General features: G+C 61.1%; 17 protein-coding genes. 9 read left to right on the top strand and 8 right to left on the bottom strand.

What is annotated here, in order from left to right:
* Positions 1–135: 135 nt before the first annotated feature.
* Together ABD903_RS20520 and ABD903_RS20515 are read left to right on the top strand one after the other, a co-directional pair.
* Positions 136–1,371: an amine oxidase gene (locus ABD903_RS20520; protein WP_345227300.1), complete on the top strand. Its 1,236-nt coding sequence runs from the start codon at positions 136–138 to the stop codon at positions 1,369–1,371.
* On the top strand, positions 1,368–2,078 hold the full coding sequence (locus tag ABD903_RS20515; protein ID WP_345227298.1) for a phospholipase D-like domain-containing protein: 711 nt from the start codon (positions 1,368–1,370) through the stop codon (positions 2,076–2,078). Before ABD903_RS20520 ends, ABD903_RS20515 begins: the two co-directional genes overlap by 4 nt.
* Before the next feature lie 43 nt (positions 2,079–2,121).
* Here the strand turns inward: ABD903_RS20515 and ABD903_RS20510 are convergent, their stop codons facing one another.
* On the bottom strand, positions 2,122–3,021 hold the full coding sequence (locus ABD903_RS20510) for an alpha/beta hydrolase (RefSeq protein WP_345227296.1): 900 nt from the start codon (positions 3,019–3,021) through the stop codon (positions 2,122–2,124).
* Between the two features lie 230 nt (positions 3,022–3,251).
* On the opposite strand from ABD903_RS20510, the gene ABD903_RS20505 reads away from it, so the two are divergent.
* The 3 genes from ABD903_RS20505 (at position 3,252) to ABD903_RS20495 (ending at position 5,556) form a co-directional block, all read left to right on the top strand.
* Positions 3,252–3,968, top strand: a complete 717-nt coding sequence (locus ABD903_RS20505; RefSeq protein ID WP_345227294.1) for a tetratricopeptide repeat protein — start codon at positions 3,252–3,254, stop codon at positions 3,966–3,968.
* Positions 3,969–4,033: 65 nt separating this feature from the next.
* Positions 4,034–4,753, top strand: a complete 720-nt coding sequence (locus ABD903_RS20500; RefSeq protein WP_345227292.1) for a hypothetical protein — start codon at positions 4,034–4,036, stop codon at positions 4,751–4,753.
* A 17-nt stretch (positions 4,754–4,770) separates the two neighbouring features.
* Positions 4,771–5,556 (top strand): SDR family oxidoreductase, encoded by a 786-nt coding sequence (locus ABD903_RS20495; protein ID WP_345227290.1) that lies wholly within the window; start codon positions 4,771–4,773, stop codon positions 5,554–5,556.
* A gap of 29 nt (positions 5,557–5,585) precedes the next feature.
* On the opposite strand, the gene ABD903_RS20490 is transcribed toward ABD903_RS20495, so the two are convergent.
* The 4 genes from ABD903_RS20490 to ABD903_RS20475 all read right to left on the bottom strand — a co-directional run bounded on the left by ABD903_RS20490 (position 5,586) and on the right by ABD903_RS20475 (position 11,310).
* Positions 5,586–5,963: a hypothetical protein gene (locus tag ABD903_RS20490; RefSeq protein ID WP_345227288.1), complete on the bottom strand. Its 378-nt coding sequence runs from the start codon at positions 5,961–5,963 to the stop codon at positions 5,586–5,588.
* A gap of 167 nt (positions 5,964–6,130) precedes the next feature.
* Entirely contained in the window at positions 6,131–7,009 is an 879-nt protein-coding gene (locus ABD903_RS20485; RefSeq protein ID WP_345227286.1) for an ATP-grasp domain-containing protein, read from the bottom strand.
* Positions 7,010–7,134: 125 nt separating this feature from the next.
* A complete protein-coding gene (locus tag ABD903_RS20480; protein WP_345227284.1) occupies positions 7,135–9,573 on the bottom strand; it encodes a M4 family metallopeptidase in 2,439 nt (812 codons plus the stop codon).
* A 420-nt stretch (positions 9,574–9,993) separates the two neighbouring features.
* Positions 9,994–11,310, bottom strand: coding sequence for an amidohydrolase (locus ABD903_RS20475; protein ID WP_345227282.1), 1,317 nt, complete (start codon positions 11,308–11,310; stop codon positions 9,994–9,996).
* Between the two features lie 143 nt (positions 11,311–11,453).
* On the opposite strand from ABD903_RS20475, the gene ABD903_RS20470 reads away from it, so the two are divergent.
* The 3 genes from ABD903_RS20470 to ABD903_RS20460 all read left to right on the top strand — a co-directional run bounded on the left by ABD903_RS20470 (position 11,454) and on the right by ABD903_RS20460 (position 14,738).
* Positions 11,454–12,275: a WG repeat-containing protein gene (locus ABD903_RS20470; RefSeq protein WP_345227280.1), complete on the top strand. Its 822-nt coding sequence runs from the start codon at positions 11,454–11,456 to the stop codon at positions 12,273–12,275.
* 64 nt (positions 12,276–12,339) lie between these two features.
* Entirely contained in the window at positions 12,340–13,062 is a 723-nt protein-coding gene (locus ABD903_RS20465; RefSeq protein WP_345227278.1) for an energy transducer TonB, read from the top strand.
* A 119-nt stretch (positions 13,063–13,181) separates the two neighbouring features.
* Positions 13,182–14,738, top strand: coding sequence for a hydroxymethylglutaryl-CoA reductase (locus ABD903_RS20460; RefSeq protein WP_345227276.1), 1,557 nt, complete (start codon positions 13,182–13,184; stop codon positions 14,736–14,738).
* 105 nt (positions 14,739–14,843) lie between these two features.
* On the opposite strand, the gene ABD903_RS20455 is transcribed toward ABD903_RS20460, so the two are convergent.
* A complete protein-coding gene (locus ABD903_RS20455) occupies positions 14,844–15,368 on the bottom strand; it encodes a hypothetical protein (RefSeq protein ID WP_345227274.1) in 525 nt (174 codons plus the stop codon).
* A gap of 105 nt (positions 15,369–15,473) precedes the next feature.
* Positions 15,474–16,679, bottom strand: coding sequence for a homogentisate 1,2-dioxygenase (locus ABD903_RS20450; protein ID WP_345227273.1), 1,206 nt, complete (start codon positions 16,677–16,679; stop codon positions 15,474–15,476).
* A gap of 145 nt (positions 16,680–16,824) precedes the next feature.
* Between ABD903_RS20450 and ABD903_RS20445 the strand changes: the two genes are divergently transcribed.
* On the top strand, positions 16,825–17,571 hold the full coding sequence (locus ABD903_RS20445; protein WP_345227271.1) for a hypothetical protein: 747 nt from the start codon (positions 16,825–16,827) through the stop codon (positions 17,569–17,571).
* Positions 17,572–17,594: 23 nt separating this feature from the next.
* Here ABD903_RS20445 and ABD903_RS20440 read toward each other — a convergent pair whose 3' ends face one another.
* Entirely contained in the window at positions 17,595–19,280 is a 1,686-nt protein-coding gene (locus tag ABD903_RS20440) for a S41 family peptidase (RefSeq protein ID WP_345227269.1), read from the bottom strand.
* Positions 19,281–19,303: the final 23 nt, after the last annotated feature.

The following is a 19,303-nucleotide window of genomic DNA, read 5'->3' as shown; positions in this document are numbered from 1 at the left end:
CGATAGGGCCGCAGCTACTTGCCGAAGCATTTTTAACGCACCAGAGCAGCGCATTGCCGGGCATGTTCACGTTTTTCTTGTTCCAGTTTATCTACCCGTACCCCGCGTCGGGCCTTTTGTCCGCGTTTTTAACTTATGCCCCAGCAACTCCTCCATTCGCCGCAGAACCCTTTTCACTCGTTCTGGATGGCCGGTTACGAGTGCACCGACCAGCTTAACTGCTTCGGGCACCGCGTTGATTTCCTGCACCTCACCGGCCACTACCAACTGCTCGACGACGACTACCGCGGCCTAGCCGATTTTCACATTCGCACCGTGCGCGAAGGCATTCGGTGGAGCCAGGTGGAGCGCACACCCTACCACTACGACTGGAGCGTGGTGCACGACCTGCTGGCCGCCGGCCAGCGCCACGGCGTGCAGCAGCTCTGGGACCTGTGCCATTTCGGCTACCCCGACGACCTCACGCCGCTGCACCCGCAGTTTGCGCGCCGCTTTGCCTCGCTCTGCCGCGCCTTTGTGGATTTTTACCGCTCCGTACGCCCCGAGGGCGAGCTGATTGTAACGCCCATCAACGAAGTCAGTTTTATGAGCTGGCTGGGCGGCGACGTGCGCGGCACTTCGCCCTACTGCGTGGGCCAGGGCTGGGAAGTGAAATACGGCCTCATGCGCGCCTACATCGAAGGCGTGGCCGCCCTGCGCGAGGCCGACCCCACCGTGCGCATTCTCACCACCGAGCCGCTGGTAAACATTGTGCCGCCCCTGAATGCCACCCGCCAGCAGAAAGCCCTGGCCCGCCGCTGCCACCAGGATCAGTACCAAGCCGTGGACATGCTGGCCGGCCGCATGTGCCCCGAGTTGGGCGGCTCGCCCGCTTACCTCGATTTGCTCGGCTTTAATTACTACTACGACAACCAGTGGGACATCGTATCCGGGCAGCGCCTAGGCTGGGCCAACGAAACCAACGACCCGCGCTGGCGCCCTTTGAGTGCTCTGCTACAAGAGGCCTACCGCCGTTACCGGCGCCCCGTGGTAATTACCGAAACCAGCCACCCGCAGGAACATCGGCCCAACTGGATGGAGTCCATTGCCCGCGAGTGCGCCAAAGCCCTGCGCGGCGGCGTGCCCCTGTGGGGCGTGTGCCTGTACCCCATTATCGACCGACCCGACTGGGATTTTCCCGAAAAGCCCTGGCACCGCGCCGGCCTCTGGGATGTGGAACTGCCCGCCGCCGGCGCCCCCAAACGGGTGCTGCACCAGCCCTACGCCCAAGCCCTGCTGGCCGCGCAGCCCGTGGTGGCCAAAGCCGCCGAACGGCAAGCACTAGCGGCGACTAAGCTCGTCAGCGCTTCGGCCGCTACCTTGCCGGCATGAACCCACACCCCGCCGACCTCGACCTGCTATTAGCTCAGTTTCAGCAAGCTCTTTCCGATGTTACCCTGTCGGCAGCCGAAGCCCGGCAGCTCCGCACGCAGGCGGCGGCCTTCGGGCAGCAGGGCGGCGACTTGGTGGCGCTGCGCCGGCAGGTGTTTCAGCTGGCGAAAAACCAAACCCAAACCCCGCTCGACAAAGCCATTATTAATTGGCTGAACGCGGCCACGGCGCTGCTGCCGGCCGAGGCTGCTCCTGCTTCCCGCACCGAGGTACACTTCAGCCCCGGCGAAACCTGCCTGAACGCCATTCGCCGCTTTATTGCCGAAGCCCAGCGCCGCCTCGACGTGTGCGTGTTTACCGTGGCCGATGACCGCCTGACCGAGGCGCTGCTGGCTGCCCACCGCCGCGGCGTGCGCGTGCGGCTGCTCACCGACAACGACAAGCTTTACGACGGCGGCTCCGATGTGCGCCAACTGCACCAGGCCGGCGTGCCCGTACGCATCGACCGCACCGAAAACCACATGCACCATAAGTTTGCCGTGGCCGATAACGAGGTCGTGCTTACCGGCAGCTACAACTGGACGCGCTCGGCTGCGCTCTACAACCTCGAAAACGTGCTCGTAACCGACGACCCCGCCGCCGTGCAACCCTACGACCAAGAGTTTGAGCGCCTGTGGGCCGCCATGCCTGGGTTCAGCAGTCGGTAATCGGGCACTAAACGTAAAGGCCCGTTTTAGTTGCAACAGAGCATTATTGTCGATTGGTGGCCTGCCCGTGCGGCGCGTTTACCAGCGTAAGCAGCTCGCGGTAAATCACGTTGTTTTTCCAGTACAGCTGCAGCACCATGGGCACATGCTTTTTGCCCGGCAGCACGGCGTACAGCGGCGGTCGGCCCAGGCTCACCAGCTTGTCGCGAAATTTCTGGCTGCTGTTGCGAATCGACGGGTAGGTTTCGCCGCCGATAAAGATGAGGAAAGGCGGGCTGGCGGCCGTTACGTGGTACAGGGCCGAAGTTTCGCGCCACACGGCGGGGTCGGTGCCGAAGGGCACGAGGTATTGGGCATCGTTGCCGTACTCCATCTTTTGGAGGTAGTCGTACATGTCGAGGCCCGCGGGGTCGTCGAGGATGGCACCGCGCACGGGGTTTTGCGCCAAGCCGCGCCGAGCAAACAAGCGGTTATCGGCCGCCAGAAGCGCGGCTAAGCCGCCACCCGCCGAGTGGCCCATGGTGAAGATGCGCTGCGGGTCGCCGCCGTATTCCCGGATGTGCTCGGTGGCCCAAATTACGGCGCGGGCGCAGTCGTCGGCCATTTGCGGCACGCGCACCTGCGGCGCCAGGCGGTAATTGATAACCACGGCCACCACGCCCTGCTTGGCCAGCCGCCGCCCGATAAAAGAGTAGAAGTTCTTTTGGCCGCTGTTCCAGCTGCCACCGTGCATAAATACCACTACGGGCCGCAACGCCGAGGCCTTTTTGCGGGGCGCGTACACGTCGAGCAGGTGCCGCTCGGCACTGAACGCGGTATCGGTAGCCGGCACGTAGGGCACATCGGCGGTGCGGCGGCTGGGCTGGGCGGTGGCGTATTCGTTGGCCACAATCAGCAGCAGAACAAGCAAAACGGGTACTATCAGCCAGGGGAAAAACCTCATGTAGGGAATGGTTGGGGAAGGATACAGGACGCGGACCAACGGGCTATATACCCCTAGGCGCACCTTATGGATTGCCGAAACCCAAACGGGCTCCTGAAACAGGCTCGGGATGAAAGCAGTTACGCCCAGCCCGGGCACTACTACGGGCCGGGACGTCGTTACGGTGTGGAGGAGCGGCCACCGTGTATTTTCGCGGTGGATTCGCTTTCAATTCGCTTCGCACACCCTTTATGAAGAAGTACCTCCTGCTGTTGTTGCTATTGCCAGCTTTGGCGGCCCCCGTAGCGGCGCAGAAAGTAAAAACTAAAACCAAAGGAGCCGGGGCCGAGCTGCCTTTGGCTGCCCGGCGCCAGTTGCCACTATTTGGTGGCCTTACGCCCGAGGCCGCCCAGCAACTCATGGGGGCTGCGTTCCTGAAGGGCATCGATCAAAATTTTGCCTCCCGTACCGAAGCCAGCCAGTTTTTTGCCCGCAAAGGCTACGAGTACATCAACGAAGGGCAGGCCGACACGGCGCGCTACCGCTTCAACCTGGCCTGGCTGCTCGACCCCAAGAACCCCGAAGCGTACCGCGGCTTAGGGCTACTGGCCAGCAGCACTGCCCTCGACGAGTCCATCGGCCTCTTCGAGCGCGCCCTGGCTATTACGCCCGCTAGCAGCGCCTACCTCGCCGATTTGGGCGCCAGCTACCTGCTGCGCTACGACCAGAGCAAGAAAAGTAAGGACCTGAAAGCAGCGTTCGAGCACTTGCAGAAGGCCACCACCACCGACCCCACCAACGCCTACGCGTTTCAGCAACTGGCCCGCGCCCACTACCTGCAAGGCAACTACGCACTGGCCTGGGAAGCTGTGCACAAAGGCCAGAACCTGAACCTGACCAGCGTCGATTTCGACTTCATTGCCGACCTGGTCAGCAAGCAGCCTGACCCCCAGGGCAAGTTTAAATAACAGCCCAACAGTAACGCCAGCCGGCGGGTAGGCGTATGCCTCGTATTTCACCTGACTTTCGACCTGTGCGCAAACTATCCTGGATGCTTGGTGCCGCAGCGTTGCTGCTAGCGCCTATGGTGGCATCAGCGCAAGCGCCGCGCCGCCATTTCGACACGCAAGGGCGTGCGTATTACCGTGGGCCCCTTCGCCTTACCGCCGGTGGCGGTGTAGCTTTTTACACCGGCGACTTAACCAGCAGCCCGGCCCAAAACCTCCCGGGCGGCAACGTGCAGGTAGGCATTATCTACCCCTTCCGGCCGCACCTATCAGTGGGCGGGGAACTGGGGTGGTTTCAGATTGGCGCGACCGATCAGTTGGCCGAGCGGAACCTCGCTTTCAGGAGCCGGAACTCGTCGCTTACCAGCTTTCTGCGCTACGAGCCCTTGCACGACCCAGCTCGTTTTTCCGTGAGCGGAGCCAATCCCATCGGCATTAAGCCTTTCTTGCAAGCCGGCGCAGGCCTGCTGCTCTACAAGCCCATTTTGTACACCGGCAAGGGGCGCTACGACGGCCAGCAAGCCATTTTAGCGCCCGAACGCTCCGATTACCCCGCCACGGCCGTGGTGGCTCCGGTGGGTGGTGGCCTTTCGTTTTTGCTAACCAAAGGTTTCTATTTAACGGCTCAGGGCACCTACTTCTTCACCACCACCGACCACCTCGACGATGTAAGCCAACGGGGCAACCCCCGCCGCAACGACGGCTACGGCCTAGCCGAGCTGAAGGTGGAATACTCCCTGAAATAAGCCCCGATTACGGCCGCATGTTGCCCCCTTCCGATTTTTCGTCTCGCTGGTCGCTGCAGGGCCGGGTGTTTCTGGTTACCGGCGCCTCGGCCGGCATTGGCGCGGCGGTGGCCGAAGAGCTACTGCGTTTTGGCGCCACGGTAGTTACAGTGGCCCGCCGCCCCGAGGTGTTGCAGGCCGCCGTAACCACGTGGCAGCAGCAGGGACTGGACGCCCACGCCCTGCCCGGCGACGTTAGCCAAAGCGCCAGCCGCAAGGCCTTGTTGGCCGAAGTGCAAACCCGCTGGGGCCGCCTCGATGGGCTTATTAACAACGTGGGCACCAATATTCGCAAGCCCACCACGGCTTACTCCGACGAGGAATACCGGCACATTATGGCCACCAACCTCGACTCGGCATTTGCGCTGTGTCAGCTGGCGCACCCGCTGCTGAAAGCCAGCGGCGCGGGCGTTATCGTGAACATTTCGTCGGTGGCGGGGCTGACGCACTTGCGCACCGGGGCCGTGTACGGCATGACCAAAGCAGCCCTTGTTCAGCTTACCCGTAACCTGGCTGCCGAATGGGCCCCCGACGGCATTCGGGTGAATTGCGTGGCGCCGTGGTACATCCGCACGCCGCTGGCCGCCGGGGTCCTGAACAACCCTACCTACTTGCAGCAAGTAGTTGACCGCACGCCGGAAGGCCGCATCGGCGAGCCGCAGGAAGTAGCGGCGGCCGTGGCGTTTCTGTGTTTGCCCGCCGCCAGCTACATCACCGGCCAAACCCTGTCCGTCGACGGCGGCTTTGTGGTGAACGGCTTTTAAGCAACCGCTCTAAATAAAAAAATCACGAATCATCTGCGACGCTTCCACCAGCATACTTCTATCGCATTTGCATCGTATTCAGGCGTCCAAAGACCATTTTCTTCGCCCAATCTCCTGTGGTAATAATCAGTGATTTTGATGCGTTTCAAATTATCAAGCTGAGCTAAAGCTGCTTTTAAGTTCCACTTTACAAAAGTAGGATGAAGCATATTTTCAAATGGCAAGCCCTCTTCAATCCATTTGTCTCTGTACGACATTAGTGCATTGTCGCCATAGTTGATTTCATCAACTCCGTACAGAAACACACAACAAGGACAGGTGACTCCATACTTTACTTCCCGTTGTTCATCGTCCGACATGTCGTAGCCACAGACATAGCAATACCTATTCTTTAGACTTTGATCCATGTTGTTTCTGGTTGAGCTTCAAATATTCTGAGCCGCTATCGAATTTAAAGAGTCTATTACAGCAACACGTACCGGCTTCTCAGTACTTGCTGATGCGGGGTCCCCCCTTCTTTCGAGCCGCTAGTACGCGTTGCTATGTCATTTTGACGACTATTCGGTATCCGGCTCTACCGGGTTAACTGCAGCAGCGCCGCATGGTAGCGTGCGTACGCCGCTTCGCCGCCCGATTCCAGGTACAGGAACGGCTCAATCAGCTCCAGCTCCATCAGCCAGAAACCACCATCGGGCGCGTCCACCCCATCGACGCGGGCGTAGAGGCAACCCGGTGCAAACTGCTCGACAATGCGGTGGGCAATAGCGGCAATGTGCGCCGGGGCCGTGGCCGCCGCAATGCCGCCGCCCAGGTAATGCTGCACCCGGAAGTCGCCCGATTTTGGGGTTTTCAGGACCGTATGGCTTAGCTCGCCGCCGAAAAAGATGAGTGACCATTCTCCCGTGGTCTGAATTTGGGGCACAAAGGGCTGCACCAGAAAATCAGCTTCGTTGAGCAACGCTTGCAACTGCGGCGCGGCGGCTTCGGCCTCGGTCAGCGTAAGGGCGAAGGTGTCTTTGGCCCCACCGCTCACGGTAGGTTTCAGCACTACTTTCTCGGCGCCGTTGGCAAACCACGTGGCGGGCTGCAGCTGGCTGCCGCGCTTCAGCAGCTGCGAGGGCACCACGGCCACTCCCTGAGCTTCCAGGTCGAGCAAGTAGGCTTTGTCGGCGTTGTAGCGCACCACCGACGTGGGGTTCAGCACGCGCACGCCGCGGCGGTCCAGCTCGTCGAGCCAGCGGTGAAACGCGGCGGGGTGGTCGAAGTAGTCCCACGGCGACTTGAGCACCACGGCATCGAACGATTCCCACGCAACGCTGCTATCCGACCACACCACCGACGTTATCTGCAGGCCTTGCCGGCGCAGGTACGCTATTAGCAGGTCGTCTTCGTTGGCCACGTGGTCGGCCGCGTACTGATCCAGCACCGTGCTGGTAACCAAAGCTATGTGCATAAGAAGCAGGTAAACCGACAAACTGCGCCGGCGGGAAAGGCCCCGCAAAGTACGGCGGGTACGCAAAAACGGCCCGGTACCGCGGTGGTACCGGGCCGTTTTATCGGCTCATAACTCAGAAAGGACTATTGCTTGGTGAAGCGCTGATGGAAGGATTTCTGTCCATCCGACAAACTCAGCTGGTACATACCCGGCGCGAGGCGGCTCACGTCGAGGGTACCGTTTTCGCCCAGCTGCACTTGCTTCATGCGGGCGCCGCGCACGTCGTACACGTTCACGGAGCGTACCACGGCGTTATCGGGCAGCAACATCGTCAGCAGCTCGTTAGCTGGGTTTGGGAACACGCGGGCCGTACGGGCTTCTTCCTGCCCCAGTGGGGTGGCGCCGCTAACCCCGGCAAACGTGGTTGGGGCGATGGTGCCGCCGGTGATGTTGACGGTGTAGTCCTCGGTTTCGCCGTAGGTGTAGCTGTTGCAACTGGTGGTGGCCGAGTTGTCGCTCATCACCACGCGCAGGCGGGTGGCGCCGCTCTTAGCCGTGGCCGGCACCGTGAAGGCGCTGCTCAACGTGCCGCCGCTCGACGACGAGCCCGATACGATAAGTTCACCGGCGTCGGTAAACACGCCGTTCTTGTTGTAGTCGATGTAGATCTTCCAGTACTCGGTGTAGGCCGTGGACGTAAAGCCTGCCGAGAAGTAAATGGTCTGCGACGAACCAGCGGCAATGGAAGTGCTGGTGGCCGTGCCGTTGAAGTAGCCGGCGTCTTTACCGGAAGTGCGGTTGATAGAACCCAGCTGTACCAGGTCGATCCACTCGTAGCCCTGGTTGGTGCCCTTGCTGGCACAGTAGCTAACCGTGGTGGGCGGCGGGGTAGTGGTGCCACCGCCGTACGCGGCGCCCACGCCCACGGCGCTCCAGGCGTTGGTTACGGCAATTTCCTGGGCCGACCCGGCACCGTACAGGTCCTTGGCCGACTGAATGGAGTAGGTGCGGGCCGCGGCGTAATTGCTCGACGCAGTCAGGTACACGCTTTCGGTGCGGTAGGCAATTTTAGCGGCGGCATCAATACCGATGCCCGTTACGCTGAAGGCGGTGCCTTTGTCGTTGGTGCCGCTGCCGCCCACCGCTAAGCGGTAGAACCAATGGTTGAGCACGCCCGAATTCGTGTGCACGCCGCCGTTGTCACCGGAGCCGGCGTACCAGTAGGTGCCTTGGTAGGTATCGGGCTGGCTTTCGGCGTTGGGGTTGCTCATGGAGCGCAACGAAGGCCGCACTTTGTCGATGTCCTCGCCAATAAGCCAGGTTTGCTTGGTGGGCGCTTTGTAGTACTCCACGCAGGCACCCCAAATGTCGGAGAAGCCTTCGTTCAGCGCGCCCGACTCGTAGGAATACGTCAGGTTAGCGGTGCTGGAGCACACGGCATGGCCGATTTCGTGGGCTGCCACATCGAGCGAGGTTAGCGGGTCGAAGCGGGAGTAACCGTCGCCGTAGGTCATTACCGAGCCGTTCCAGTAAGCATTTTCGTAGCCACGGCCGTCGCCGGGCGTGTCATCGAAGTGCACGTAGCTCCGGATTTTGGCGCCGGCGTTGTTGTAGCTGTTGCGGTTGTGAATGTTCTTGAAATAGTCGTAGGTGCTCTGGGCGCCCCAATGCGCATCCAGCGCCGCGTTATCCAAGTTGGCGTTGTTGTACTCGGTCCAGCTGTTGTCGGCGTCGGTAAAGTCAACGGCGTTCGTGTAGCTGTTGCCCTTGCGGCAGTTGTAGGTTTCGATGCCCGAGCCGCGGGTTAGCTCGCGCAGGCGAAAGGTGCCGTTGAAGCTGTCGGTGGCACCGGTTTGCGTGCCGGCGTAGCGCGTGCCAAACGTGCCGGTAGCGGCCGCGTGCTTGATGATGTCGTCTTTGAACACGATTTCCCCGGTGCGCGCGTCCACGTAAATGAAAGCGCGGCTCACGGGCTGCTGGGCGTACACGTTAAATTTCCAGGCCAGCGTGGGCTTGCCGTTTTTGGCGGCGTCCACGCTCATCTGGTTGCGCACGATTACCAGCTCGCCCTGTGGGCGGTACGTGGCGGCGGGGTTGTTCTCGTCCTGCTTCAGCCGGGCTTCTTCGCCGGCATCCTGCCACATGTAGCGGCTGGCGCGCACGTAGCCCAGTGCCGATTGCAGGGCCGCTTCGGCCGACAGCGACGGGCGCACGTCCAGCTCCAGCAGCTCGGCGTCGCCGCTCATGGCCTCAATAGCGCCGTTGCGGGCATGCACACTGTACGTGGCATGTTCCACTTTCACGCTTTTGTAGAACTGCTGGAATTTCTCGTGGGTCATGCCCAGCTCGTCAACTTCGCTGCGCACGGACCGCATATCGGCTTCCGGAGCCAGGGCCAGCGCGGCGCGCAGGGCCTGCTTGGCTTCGGAGAGCCTAGGGTTTGTGCCGGGGCGAAACTGCACGAGTTCGGGCAGGCCATCGGCACCGCGTTCCAGTTGCGGCGCACGAGCCGCGTCTTGGGCCTGCACGGTGAAGGCACTGCCGAGCAGCGCCAGCGCCAGGGCCGGGTACTTGTTGAACATAGAGAATGGTGGTTTGGTAGTGGAAAAGAATGGGACGGAACCCATTTGGGGAAATGGGGTTCGGCAAATTAGGAAATTTTTAATACATCGAATATTTCAACTCCATTTTCGTAATTATTTTTTTATTCTCTGATTTTATCAAACACTAAAAAAACTTATCAATATCAATCCCGTAACGCGTACGCGCCTAACACACACCATTCCATCTGAAAAACCCTATTACTTTAAAAGCGCCTCTAGGCTAATTAAACCGCCATTTTTTCGGCATTTATTAAACCTATGTCCCTACATATAATACCATAGCAAGGGCGCTATTTCAAAGCAGCATTAAATCACATAATAATGGCACAAAAAAAAGTCGGACCCGGAGGGAGTTTCCCACTGGGTCCGACTTTGCACGCAGAGGGGCGGCCACTGAAATTACTTGCGCCCGGCGCCGCTCAGGTAGTCAACGGCTAGTTGTGCCAGGGTGCGTACGCCCAGCCCAAAGCCCCCTTCATCGAGGTAAAAGCCCGGCGTGTGATGCGGCGCGGTGGTAGCTGGGTCTACGCCTTTGGGCATGGCGCCCAGGTACAGAAACACGCCGGGTACTTTTTCCTGGTAGCAGCCGAAATCCTCGGCGCCGGTTACGGCTTTCATTTCGCTTACGGCGGCGGTGCCGGCCACGCTGCGCAGCGTGGGCAGCATACGGGCGGTGAGTTGCGGATCGTTGTAGGTGAGCGGCGCGGCGGCTTTAATCGTCACTTCGGCGGTGGTGCCGTGGGCTTCAGCGGTTTTGGTTGCCACGCGCTGCACGCTTTGGCGCAGCTTCTCACGGGTTTCCGCACTCAGGGCCCGCAAGGTGCCGGTTAGCTCCACCTGTTCGGGAATAATGTTGTTGCGAATGCCGCCGTGAATCATGCCCACGGTTACCACGGCCGCGTCGTCGGTAAGCTCCACCTCGCGGCTCACCACGGTTTGCAGCGCCACCACAATGTGCGCGGCGGCCACCACCGGGTCGGTGGCCAGCCAGGGGTACGCCCCGTGCGCCGATTTGCCTTTCACATTAACCGTAAATACATCGGCGCTGGCCATCATGCCGCCGGCCCGGTACTTCAGCTGTCCGATTTCGGTTTGCGCATTTACGTGCAGGCCAAACACGGCATCTACCTTTGGGTTATCGAGGGCGCCTTCTTTCACGAGCAGCGCGGCGCCGCCTTCCTCGCCGGCGGGCGGGCCTTCTTCGGCGGGCTGGAACAGAAATTTTACGGTACCGTGCAGGTCTTTCTTCATTTGGCTGAGCACGTTGGCGGTACCCAGCAGCATGGCCGTGTGGGCGTCGTGGCCACAAGCGTGCATTACCCCTACTTCCTGGCCGTTGTACTGGGTGCGCTCTTTGGAGGCGAAGGGCACTTTGCGCTCCTCGGTTACGGGCAGGGCGTCCATGTCGGCGCGCAGGGCAACTACGGGGCCGGGCTTGCCGCCGCGCAGAATGCCTACTACTCCGGTTTTGGCCACGCCGGTTTGCACTTCCAGGCCCAGGCGTTTGAGCTCGGCCGCCACCAAAGCCGCGGTGCGGGTTTCGCGGTTGCCCAGCTCGGGGTGCTCGTGCAGGTCGCGGCGCCAGGCAATAACCTGGGGCTCTATTTTGGCGCTTAACGTGGCAATTCGTTGCGCATCAGCATTTTTTTGGGCCGATGCCGCAGGGGCAATCAGCAGCAACGCACCGGGCAGTATCAGGCGGAAAGAAGGACGCATCGGAAGAGAAAAAGGTAGACGCCGGCAAAATACACCCGCCGCTGGCTTTGCAACAGGTAACCTTCGGACAGAGCGGAATGGATTTTTGCCGGATGATGTGTATTTTCGCCAGTCTGCGAAAACCGTTTGGTCCGCCACCTGCCATGAAAACGATTTTCTCGCTGCTGTTGCTTGTTTGGGGAATGGGAGAGCTGCGCGCTCAACCCACGGCTGCTCAACTGGTGCCCTACCGCCAAGGCACCAAGTGGGGCTATGCCGACCGCCGTGGCCAGCTGGTGCTGCCTTTGAGCTACGACGAGGCCGGTCCCTTTGTGGAGCGGGCGGCCTGGGTGCGCCAGGGGCAGCTCTACGGGTACATCGACGGCGGCGGTCACCCGCTCACGCCGGTGCAGTACGAGCGCGCCGGCAACTTTGCCAACGGCCGGGCCACGGTACAGCTCGGCGGCGAAACCTTTGACATTGACCGGAACGGCCTGCGCCTGATCGAACCCGCCTCCCGGGCCCCGGAAGAAGATTTCCTGGCCCAGGGCGACGCGGTGCGGCAGGGCGGCAAGGTGGGTTTCCGCTTTTCGATGGGCAGCAACAAGGTGGTGCCCGCCCTCTACGACGAGTTGCGCGACCTGTACCACGACGGCCTGTTACTGGTGCGCCAGGGCACCAAGTGGGGCGTGCTGAATGCCGAGGGCCAGCCCACCCTTCGCCCGGAATACGACGCCATTCGCGCCACCGATGCTAACGGCTACGTGTATCCCGTGGTGGAGCAGCGCGGCCGCTTCGGCTACCTGTCGCACACCGGCACCCTGCTCACGCCCATTAAATACACCGCCGCCGAGCCCTTTGTGGCGGGCGTGGCCCGCGTAACCACCCCCGACGGGTTGGTGGGCTACATCGACGAAACCGGCCGCGAGTACTTCGATGGCGGCGGCCTGGGAGCTATTGAGAGCAGCGTACAGCTCAAGAATTGAGCTAATTGTACCAGTATTACCTTTTGCGCCGTTAGCTTCCAAACTCTCCGTTGTGCTACGGCCTATGCTGCACCAACTCCCCATTACCAACGTCCGCATTAGCGCTTGTCGGGAAGACTGGGCGCGCATGCCTTCCACCGAGCAGGGCCGCCATTGCGCCCGCTGCAACCGGGAGGTTGTTGATTTCACGCACGCCTCTCACGCTACCCTGACCCAAGCCCGAGCCACGGCTGCCGATGGCCGGCTGTGCGGGCGGTTTCGCGTAAAGCAGTTGGCACCGGAGAGCCGGCCGCCCCGGCTGCAGCCCAAGCTGCGGCTGTTTCTGGCGGCGCTGGTGCTGGTGTGTGTGCAGGGGCTGAGCGCGCAGCAGGCATGGGCACAGGTACAAAAACAGGGTTCTGCTCGGTTGGCACCGCAGGGTAAGCAGACCGCTGTTGTTCCGCACGATGAGGCCTTTTTTCTCGGGACGGTGGTGGAACAAATGCCCGAGTTCAGAGGCGGTCAGGAGGCGTTTGTGCGATTTTTGAAAACAAACCTGCGTTATCCTGACGCAGCTACTCAACAAGGCAAAGTCTTCATTGGCTTTACCGTGCAAGCTTCGGGGCAGGTAACCGATGCCACGGTAGTTAAAGGCCTAGAGCCTATGCTAGATGCGGAAGCCCTGCGCGTGGTGCGCATGATGCCACCGTGGATTCCGGCTTCGCAAAACGAGCAACCGGTGAGTGTGCGTTACACGTTACCAATTTCCTTCAGCCGGCAAGCGGTGTCAGCTCCTGCCTCGCGGTAACAGCACCTGCACTGGGATGCTCACCGAAGCTCCATCAGAAGTGCTAGGTAAACCCGCAGTTATAGGATAAGCCTCGGAAATATTTACCTTAAACGCCACATTCCTCCACACTACCGGCCATGATTTTTACCCCCAGCCCAATGCTGCTCAAGCTGCTGTACACGCGCGGCAGCCTGCGCAACCTGCCCGACAACGGCGGCGTTGCCTTTTCCCTGAAAAACCGGCTCGATACCGTGCGCCTCACCCGCATCGACCACGTGCAGGTGAACGGCCACCGCCTCGGGCCCGAAAGCATAACCCTCGACCTCGGCGAGGGCGACGTGCGCCCGGCTACGGAGCTGGGGGAAGACGGCGGCGTGGAGTTTCAGGTGGGCCGCAGCATTACCGTGCGCCTACACACCGAGGCGCTGCCCGAAGGCATGCACCCCGTGCAGCTGCAGTTCGCGGCCGAGCCCTTCGGTGACCTGAGCGTGGACGTGGAGGATGCCATTGTGCAGCAGGATTCGCGGGTGAAAATCCCGCGACAGGATTCCGATGACTATTCCGAGGCCGCCATACAGGCCCGGCAGCGGTTTGCCCAGGACTTCTCGGGCCAGGAGTTCGAGCACATCACCAAGTATTCCTTCGATCCGCACATGCTGCAGGGCAACTGCGAGCATTTCACCGGCGTGGCGCAAATTCCCATTGGGCTGGCCGGCCCCCTGCGCGTGAACGGCGAACATGCCCAAGGCGACTTCCTGATTCCCATGGCTACCACCGAGGGCACTTTGGTGGCCAGCTACAACCGCGGCATGCAGCTGCTCAACCTCTGCGGCGGCGTGAAGTGCACCGTCATCGGCGACGCCATGCAGCGGGCCCCGGTGTTCGTGTTCGACGACGCCCGCGGTGCCCGCGACTTTGGCCGCTGGGTAGAGGAGAACATTGAGAAAATCCGCCCCGAGGCCGAAAGTACCTCCCGCGTGGCCAAGCTGCAGTACATCGATACCTACCTGGCCAATAAGTTCGCGTACCTGCGCTTCAACTTCTCTACCGGCGACGCCGCCGGCCAGAACATGGTGGGCCGCGCCACCTTCGCCGCTTGCTCCTGGATTCTGGAAAACTACCGCGGCGCGCCCATCAAGCACTTTTACCTCGAGTCGAACTTTGCCACCGATAAAAAAGCTTCGCAGATTAACGTGATGCGCACCCGCGGTAAGCGCGTGGTGGCCGAAGCGGTAATTAAGCGCGACATTCTGCAGCAACGCATGCGCGTTACGCCCGAACAGCTGGCTTACCACGGCCAAGTGAGCAACGTGGGCGCGTTCATCTCGGGCGCCAACAACAACGGCGCACACTCGGCCAACGGCATTACGGCCATGTTCATTGCTACCGGGCAGGATGTAGCCAACGTGTCGGAGTCATCGGCAGGCATTATTTATTCCGAGGTAACGCCCGAAAAGGACCTGTACCTGAGCATGACCATTCCCTCGCTGATTGTGGCCACCCACGGCGGCGGCACCGGCTTAGCCACCCAAAACGAGTGCCTGAAAATGCTTAACTGCGTGGGCCGCGGCACAGTAAATAAATTTGCCGAAATTGTAGCTGGTGTTGTGCTAGCCGGCGAGCTAAGCCTTGCTTCCGCCATCAGCAGCTCCGACTGGGTAAGCAGCCACGAACAATATGGCCGCAACCGGTAACCTGGGTTGAAGTCCGTTTCTTACTCAAGAAAAAAAGCCGGACTCGTGTCCGGCTTTTTTGTTGAATGGCCCCGGTTGCTGCCGGATCTATCAGTATGCATTACACTACAGCGGGTCGGCCGTAATCTTGAACTTGGTGTCGATGCGGACGCTGGTTTCCTGCGCTACGGCGCGGCGGGTTTTAGCCTCCGTGGTGAGGGTGTAGCTGGCGGCTTTGATGTACTTATCGAGCACGGCGCCGGTGGGCTGTAGTTCAATGGTTTTCTGGCCCAGGGGTACAGGGTTCAGCGAGGCCAGCGGCACCCGATCGTTCTGGTCGGTGCTGATGTAAATGGTGATGCTTTCGAGGAAGTCGAAGTTGGCGGCGCTGGGGTCGGTTACGGTCAGCGTGAGCTTGTCGAGCTTCACGTCCTTTACCAGCTCGGCGCTGGTGTTGGCGTTCTTAAATTTTTCCTCCGAGCGCGTGGTAACCGGCACCGGAATCAGCGGCAGTTGGCCCAATAGCGGCGTGGCCGGAATCTTGATGTTCTGGGAATCCTCGATGTAGAAGGTCAGCAGCTTGTCGATTTTTTCACAGGCTACCGTAGCCATTAGTACCACGGCCAGCAAAGCGAAGAGTAGGTTTTTCATGGGTATAAGCAAGGTGAAGGCAGCAATACGGGGCGCCGCTGCTGCCGGTTTGGCCACAACGGCACCCCGCGCCCAATTCGTTCCGAATTCCTATTGGGCGGCGGTTTAGTCCATCATGTCGGCCGCTTTTGGCGCCTCGTGCGGGTAATCGGGGTTCCAGCTCATGGGGTAGCCTTTGTCCTCGTACTGCAGGGCCACGTCGGTGAGGTAGAGGGGGCGGAAGGTATCCACCATCACGGCCAGCTCGTGGGTTTCCTTCTTGCCGAGGCTGGCCTCCACCGTACCGGGATGCGGACCGTGCGGCAGGCCGCTGGGGTGCACCGTAAACGAAGCCAAATCCACACCGCGCCGCGACATGAAGTTACCGGCCACGTAGTACAGCACCTCGTCGGAGTCCACGTTGGAGTGATTGTAAGGAGCCGGAATGCTGTCGGGATGGTAATCGAACAAGCGCGGCACGAAGGAGCAGATAACGAAGTTGTTGGCCTCGAACTGCTGGTGCACGGGTGGCGGCTGGTGAATGCGGCCGGTAATGGGCTCGAAGTCGTGGATGCTGATGGCGTACGGGAAGAAGTAGCCGTCCCAGCCCACCACGTCGAAGGGCGAATGGGCGTAAATCAGCTCGTGTAGGGCGCCTTCCTTTTTCACCAGCAAGCGGTATTCGTCCTTGCCGTCGTCTTCGGTTACCAGCTCCACGGGCGGCCGAATGTCCCGCTCGCAGTAGGGCGAGTGTTCTAGCAGTTGTCCGAAGTGGTTGCGGTAGCGCCGGCAGGTTTCCACGGGGCTAAACGACTCAATGATGAGCAGACGCACCGGAGCGTCGTCGAAATGCCATTGGTGAATGATGGTGCGCGGAATAACCACGTAGTCGCCGGGCTCGAAGCGCACTTTACCCAACTGGCTCCACAACTCGCCGGAGCCCTCGTGCACGAATACCACTTCGTCGGCCAGCGCGTTTTTGTAGTAGTAATCCATGCGCCGCTCCGAGGGGTTGCAGATGCTCAGCATCACGTCGGCGTTGCCCATCATGGTTTGGCGGGCCTGCAGGTAATCGGTGCCGGTGGTGGTTTGGCCGAGGGTGCGCAGGTGCGAGGGTTGCAGCGGCCGGTCCTTCAGCAGCTTGGGCGCGTACGGAATGGGCGTGCCCACGCGCTTGATCTGCGTCGGCGGATTTTTGTGATAAAGCAGCGACGAGACGCCATGGAAACCCAAGGTGCCTACGAGCTGCTCGGCGTAAAGCGAGCCGTCGGGCTGGCGGAACTGGGTGTGGCGCTTGTGCGGAATCTGGCCGAGGCGGGTGTAATACGGCATGGCAAAAGTCGAAAGCGGTTGAGGAAATCGGGAACGGAAACGCTGGCTAAAGATACGGGCCTCCGGCATTCGTGGCTGCCCGGCGGCTGGCTCACATCATTATGCTATTCCGCCACCCACTGCAAACCCCGACCTTGCCCCTGCCTTGACTTCGGCCTTCATTCCCAACGCGTTTCCCATGAAGCTGCACCTGACTTTCCGCTATGTGGTGGCGTTTCTGTTGTTGAACCTGCTGGTATCGGAGTTGCATGAACTGGCGCACCTAGCCATAGGTGGCCTGGTATGCGGCTGCTACGGACCGCGCGATTTTAACGCGTGGCATAGCTGCACCGCTTGCGCTAACCCCGAAATGATAAACCTGAGTGCCGCCGCCGGCCCGCTGTGGTCGTACGCCATGATGTGGGTGGGCGTGCTGGGCCTGCGCTCGGGTAACGCAACCCGGCAGGCCCTCGGGTTTAGCGTGTTGTTTGCCGCGCTGCCTTTTGCCCGCATCATCACCGTGCTCATGGGCGGCGGCGACGAGCTGGTTATCGTGCGCCGCTTGGTACCCGATGGCGCCAGCGTGCAACTGTACAAATGGCTGATGACCGGGCTGGTGCTGGTACTGGCCGGTACGCCGCTGGTGCTGGCATACCGCCGCGTGCGTAACGCACGACCGGGGTTGTGGATTGCTGGCTTTGCCGTGGGTCCGCTGCTGTTTCAGGCGCTGTACCTGTTTCAACTTATGAACGGCTTGCTTCACCGCGGCGTATTAGCCGACTCCTGGCTGTTGGGTACGCACGTGCTCATTTGGCTGCACACGGCCGTGGTAGCTACACTCCTGTTGTATTTCAGACGCTTTTTGCTACACCTCACCGCCCCCGCCAAGGAACCGGTATTGGTTACTGCCTGATCCGACGCGTACGCGTGCCAGTGCTACTTCACCGCTTCGCCCAGGGCCAGCTTGGTGCTGCCGTCGCTTAACGACTTTAAAGCCTGTTGTAGTTCAGCGTCCTGCTCCCGCCACACGCTGTAAAAGGCTTCTTTGCCGTAAGCGCTGCGGGCTACGTGGGCTTTCAGCTGGGTGCGCAGCATGGGCGCGCAGCGGCGCAGGCTGGCGGCATCGGGCTTCAGGCCATCCTGCGCGGCGCGCGCAGCCAGGGCCTGCAGCTGCGCGTCGCTTACCTGAAACACGCGCTGGAACTGCTCCGGGGTTATTTCCTTGAGTTCATCGCGGTGCTGCTGGTATAGCTGCAGGGCAAACTCGCGCACCAGATTCAGGCCCTGCAAGCGGGCAAGGTAGCGGTTCTGGGAAGTAGAGTCGCGGGGTACGAACACGTCGGGCATAATGCCGCCGCCGCCGTACACCACCCGGCCCTTGTCGGTGCGGTAGCGCAGGTTTTCGGCGAAATGAATGCTGTCGGCGTGGTAGGCCTCGCCGCGGCGAAAACGCTCCTGCAGGTCCTTGTCGTAAGAATCCACGCCCTTGCTGTACGACTTCTGAATGCAGCGGCCCGAGGGCGTGTGGTAGCGCGCAATGGTCAAGCGCAGCTCCGAGCCGTCGTTGAGGGTAATGGGCTGCTGCACCAGGCCCTTACCAAAGGTGCGGCGGCCCACCAGCAGGGCGCGGTCGTGGTCTTGCAAGGCACCGGCCACTACTTCCGAAGCCGAGGCGCTGCCCTCGTCCACCAGCACTACCAATGGGCCTTCCTCGAACTCGCCGGCTACGCGGGAAAACGTCTGAGAGTCGTACTGGTCGCCTTTGCCGTCGGTGTACACGATTTTACGCGTGCCACCGACGAACTCATCAGTTATTTTGGTGGCGCGGTCGAGGTAGCCACCGGGGTTGCCGCGCAGGTCCAGCACCATCTGCTCCATGCCTTCGCGACGCAACCGGCCCAGGGCTTCCTTGAACTCATCGAAGGTGCCCGCGGCAAAACGGCTGATTTTAATGTAGCCCGTTTGCCCGTCGAGCAAGTAAGCCACGTCGACTGACGCGTTCGGAATGCGGTTGCGCGTCATGGAGAACGTAACCGGCCGGGTTTGGCCACGGCGCAGCACCAGCAGGCGGGCCGTGCTGCCGCGCGGACCGCGCAGCTTGCTAAAAATCTGATCTTGGGTGAAGTGCGAGCCGGAAACCAACTGGCCGTCGATGGCCACGATACGGTCGCCGGGCTGCACGCCGGCTTGCTCTGCCGGGCCGCCGCTGAGCGGCGAAACCACCGTCACGGTGTCGCGGAACAAGTTGAATTCAATACCCACGCCGTCGTAGTCGCTTTGCAGAAACGCAGCGGCCTGCTGCTGCTCCCGGGCCGGAATGTACACCGAGTGCGGATCGAGACGCTCCAGCAGACGCTGAATAGCGTAATCCGACAGCTCCTCGGCATTCACAGTGTCCACGTAGTCGCGGTCGACGTAGCTCAGGATTTCCTTGAACTTGAGGTAGCCGCGGGCCGTGGCGTCGGGGTTTTGGCTGGAGGGCCGAAACGGGTTCGAGGCCAGCAGCATGCCGCAACCCACGGCGCACGCCAGCAGCAACGGCTGTCGTAACCGCCCCCACACCTTGCGGGCAGGCACATCAACTTGGCGCGACTGGCGAGTCTCGTCAGCGGAGGTGTTCATGCGAAGTGAAGGAGTAAAAAGCT

The sequence above is a fragment of the Hymenobacter koreensis genome, assembly GCF_039541855.1.
GTDB lineage: Bacteria > Bacteroidota > Bacteroidia > Cytophagales > Hymenobacteraceae > Solirubrum > Solirubrum koreensis.
The sequence above is the reverse complement of the archived record's forward strand: the minus strand, read 5'-3'. Positions and strand labels throughout refer to the sequence as shown.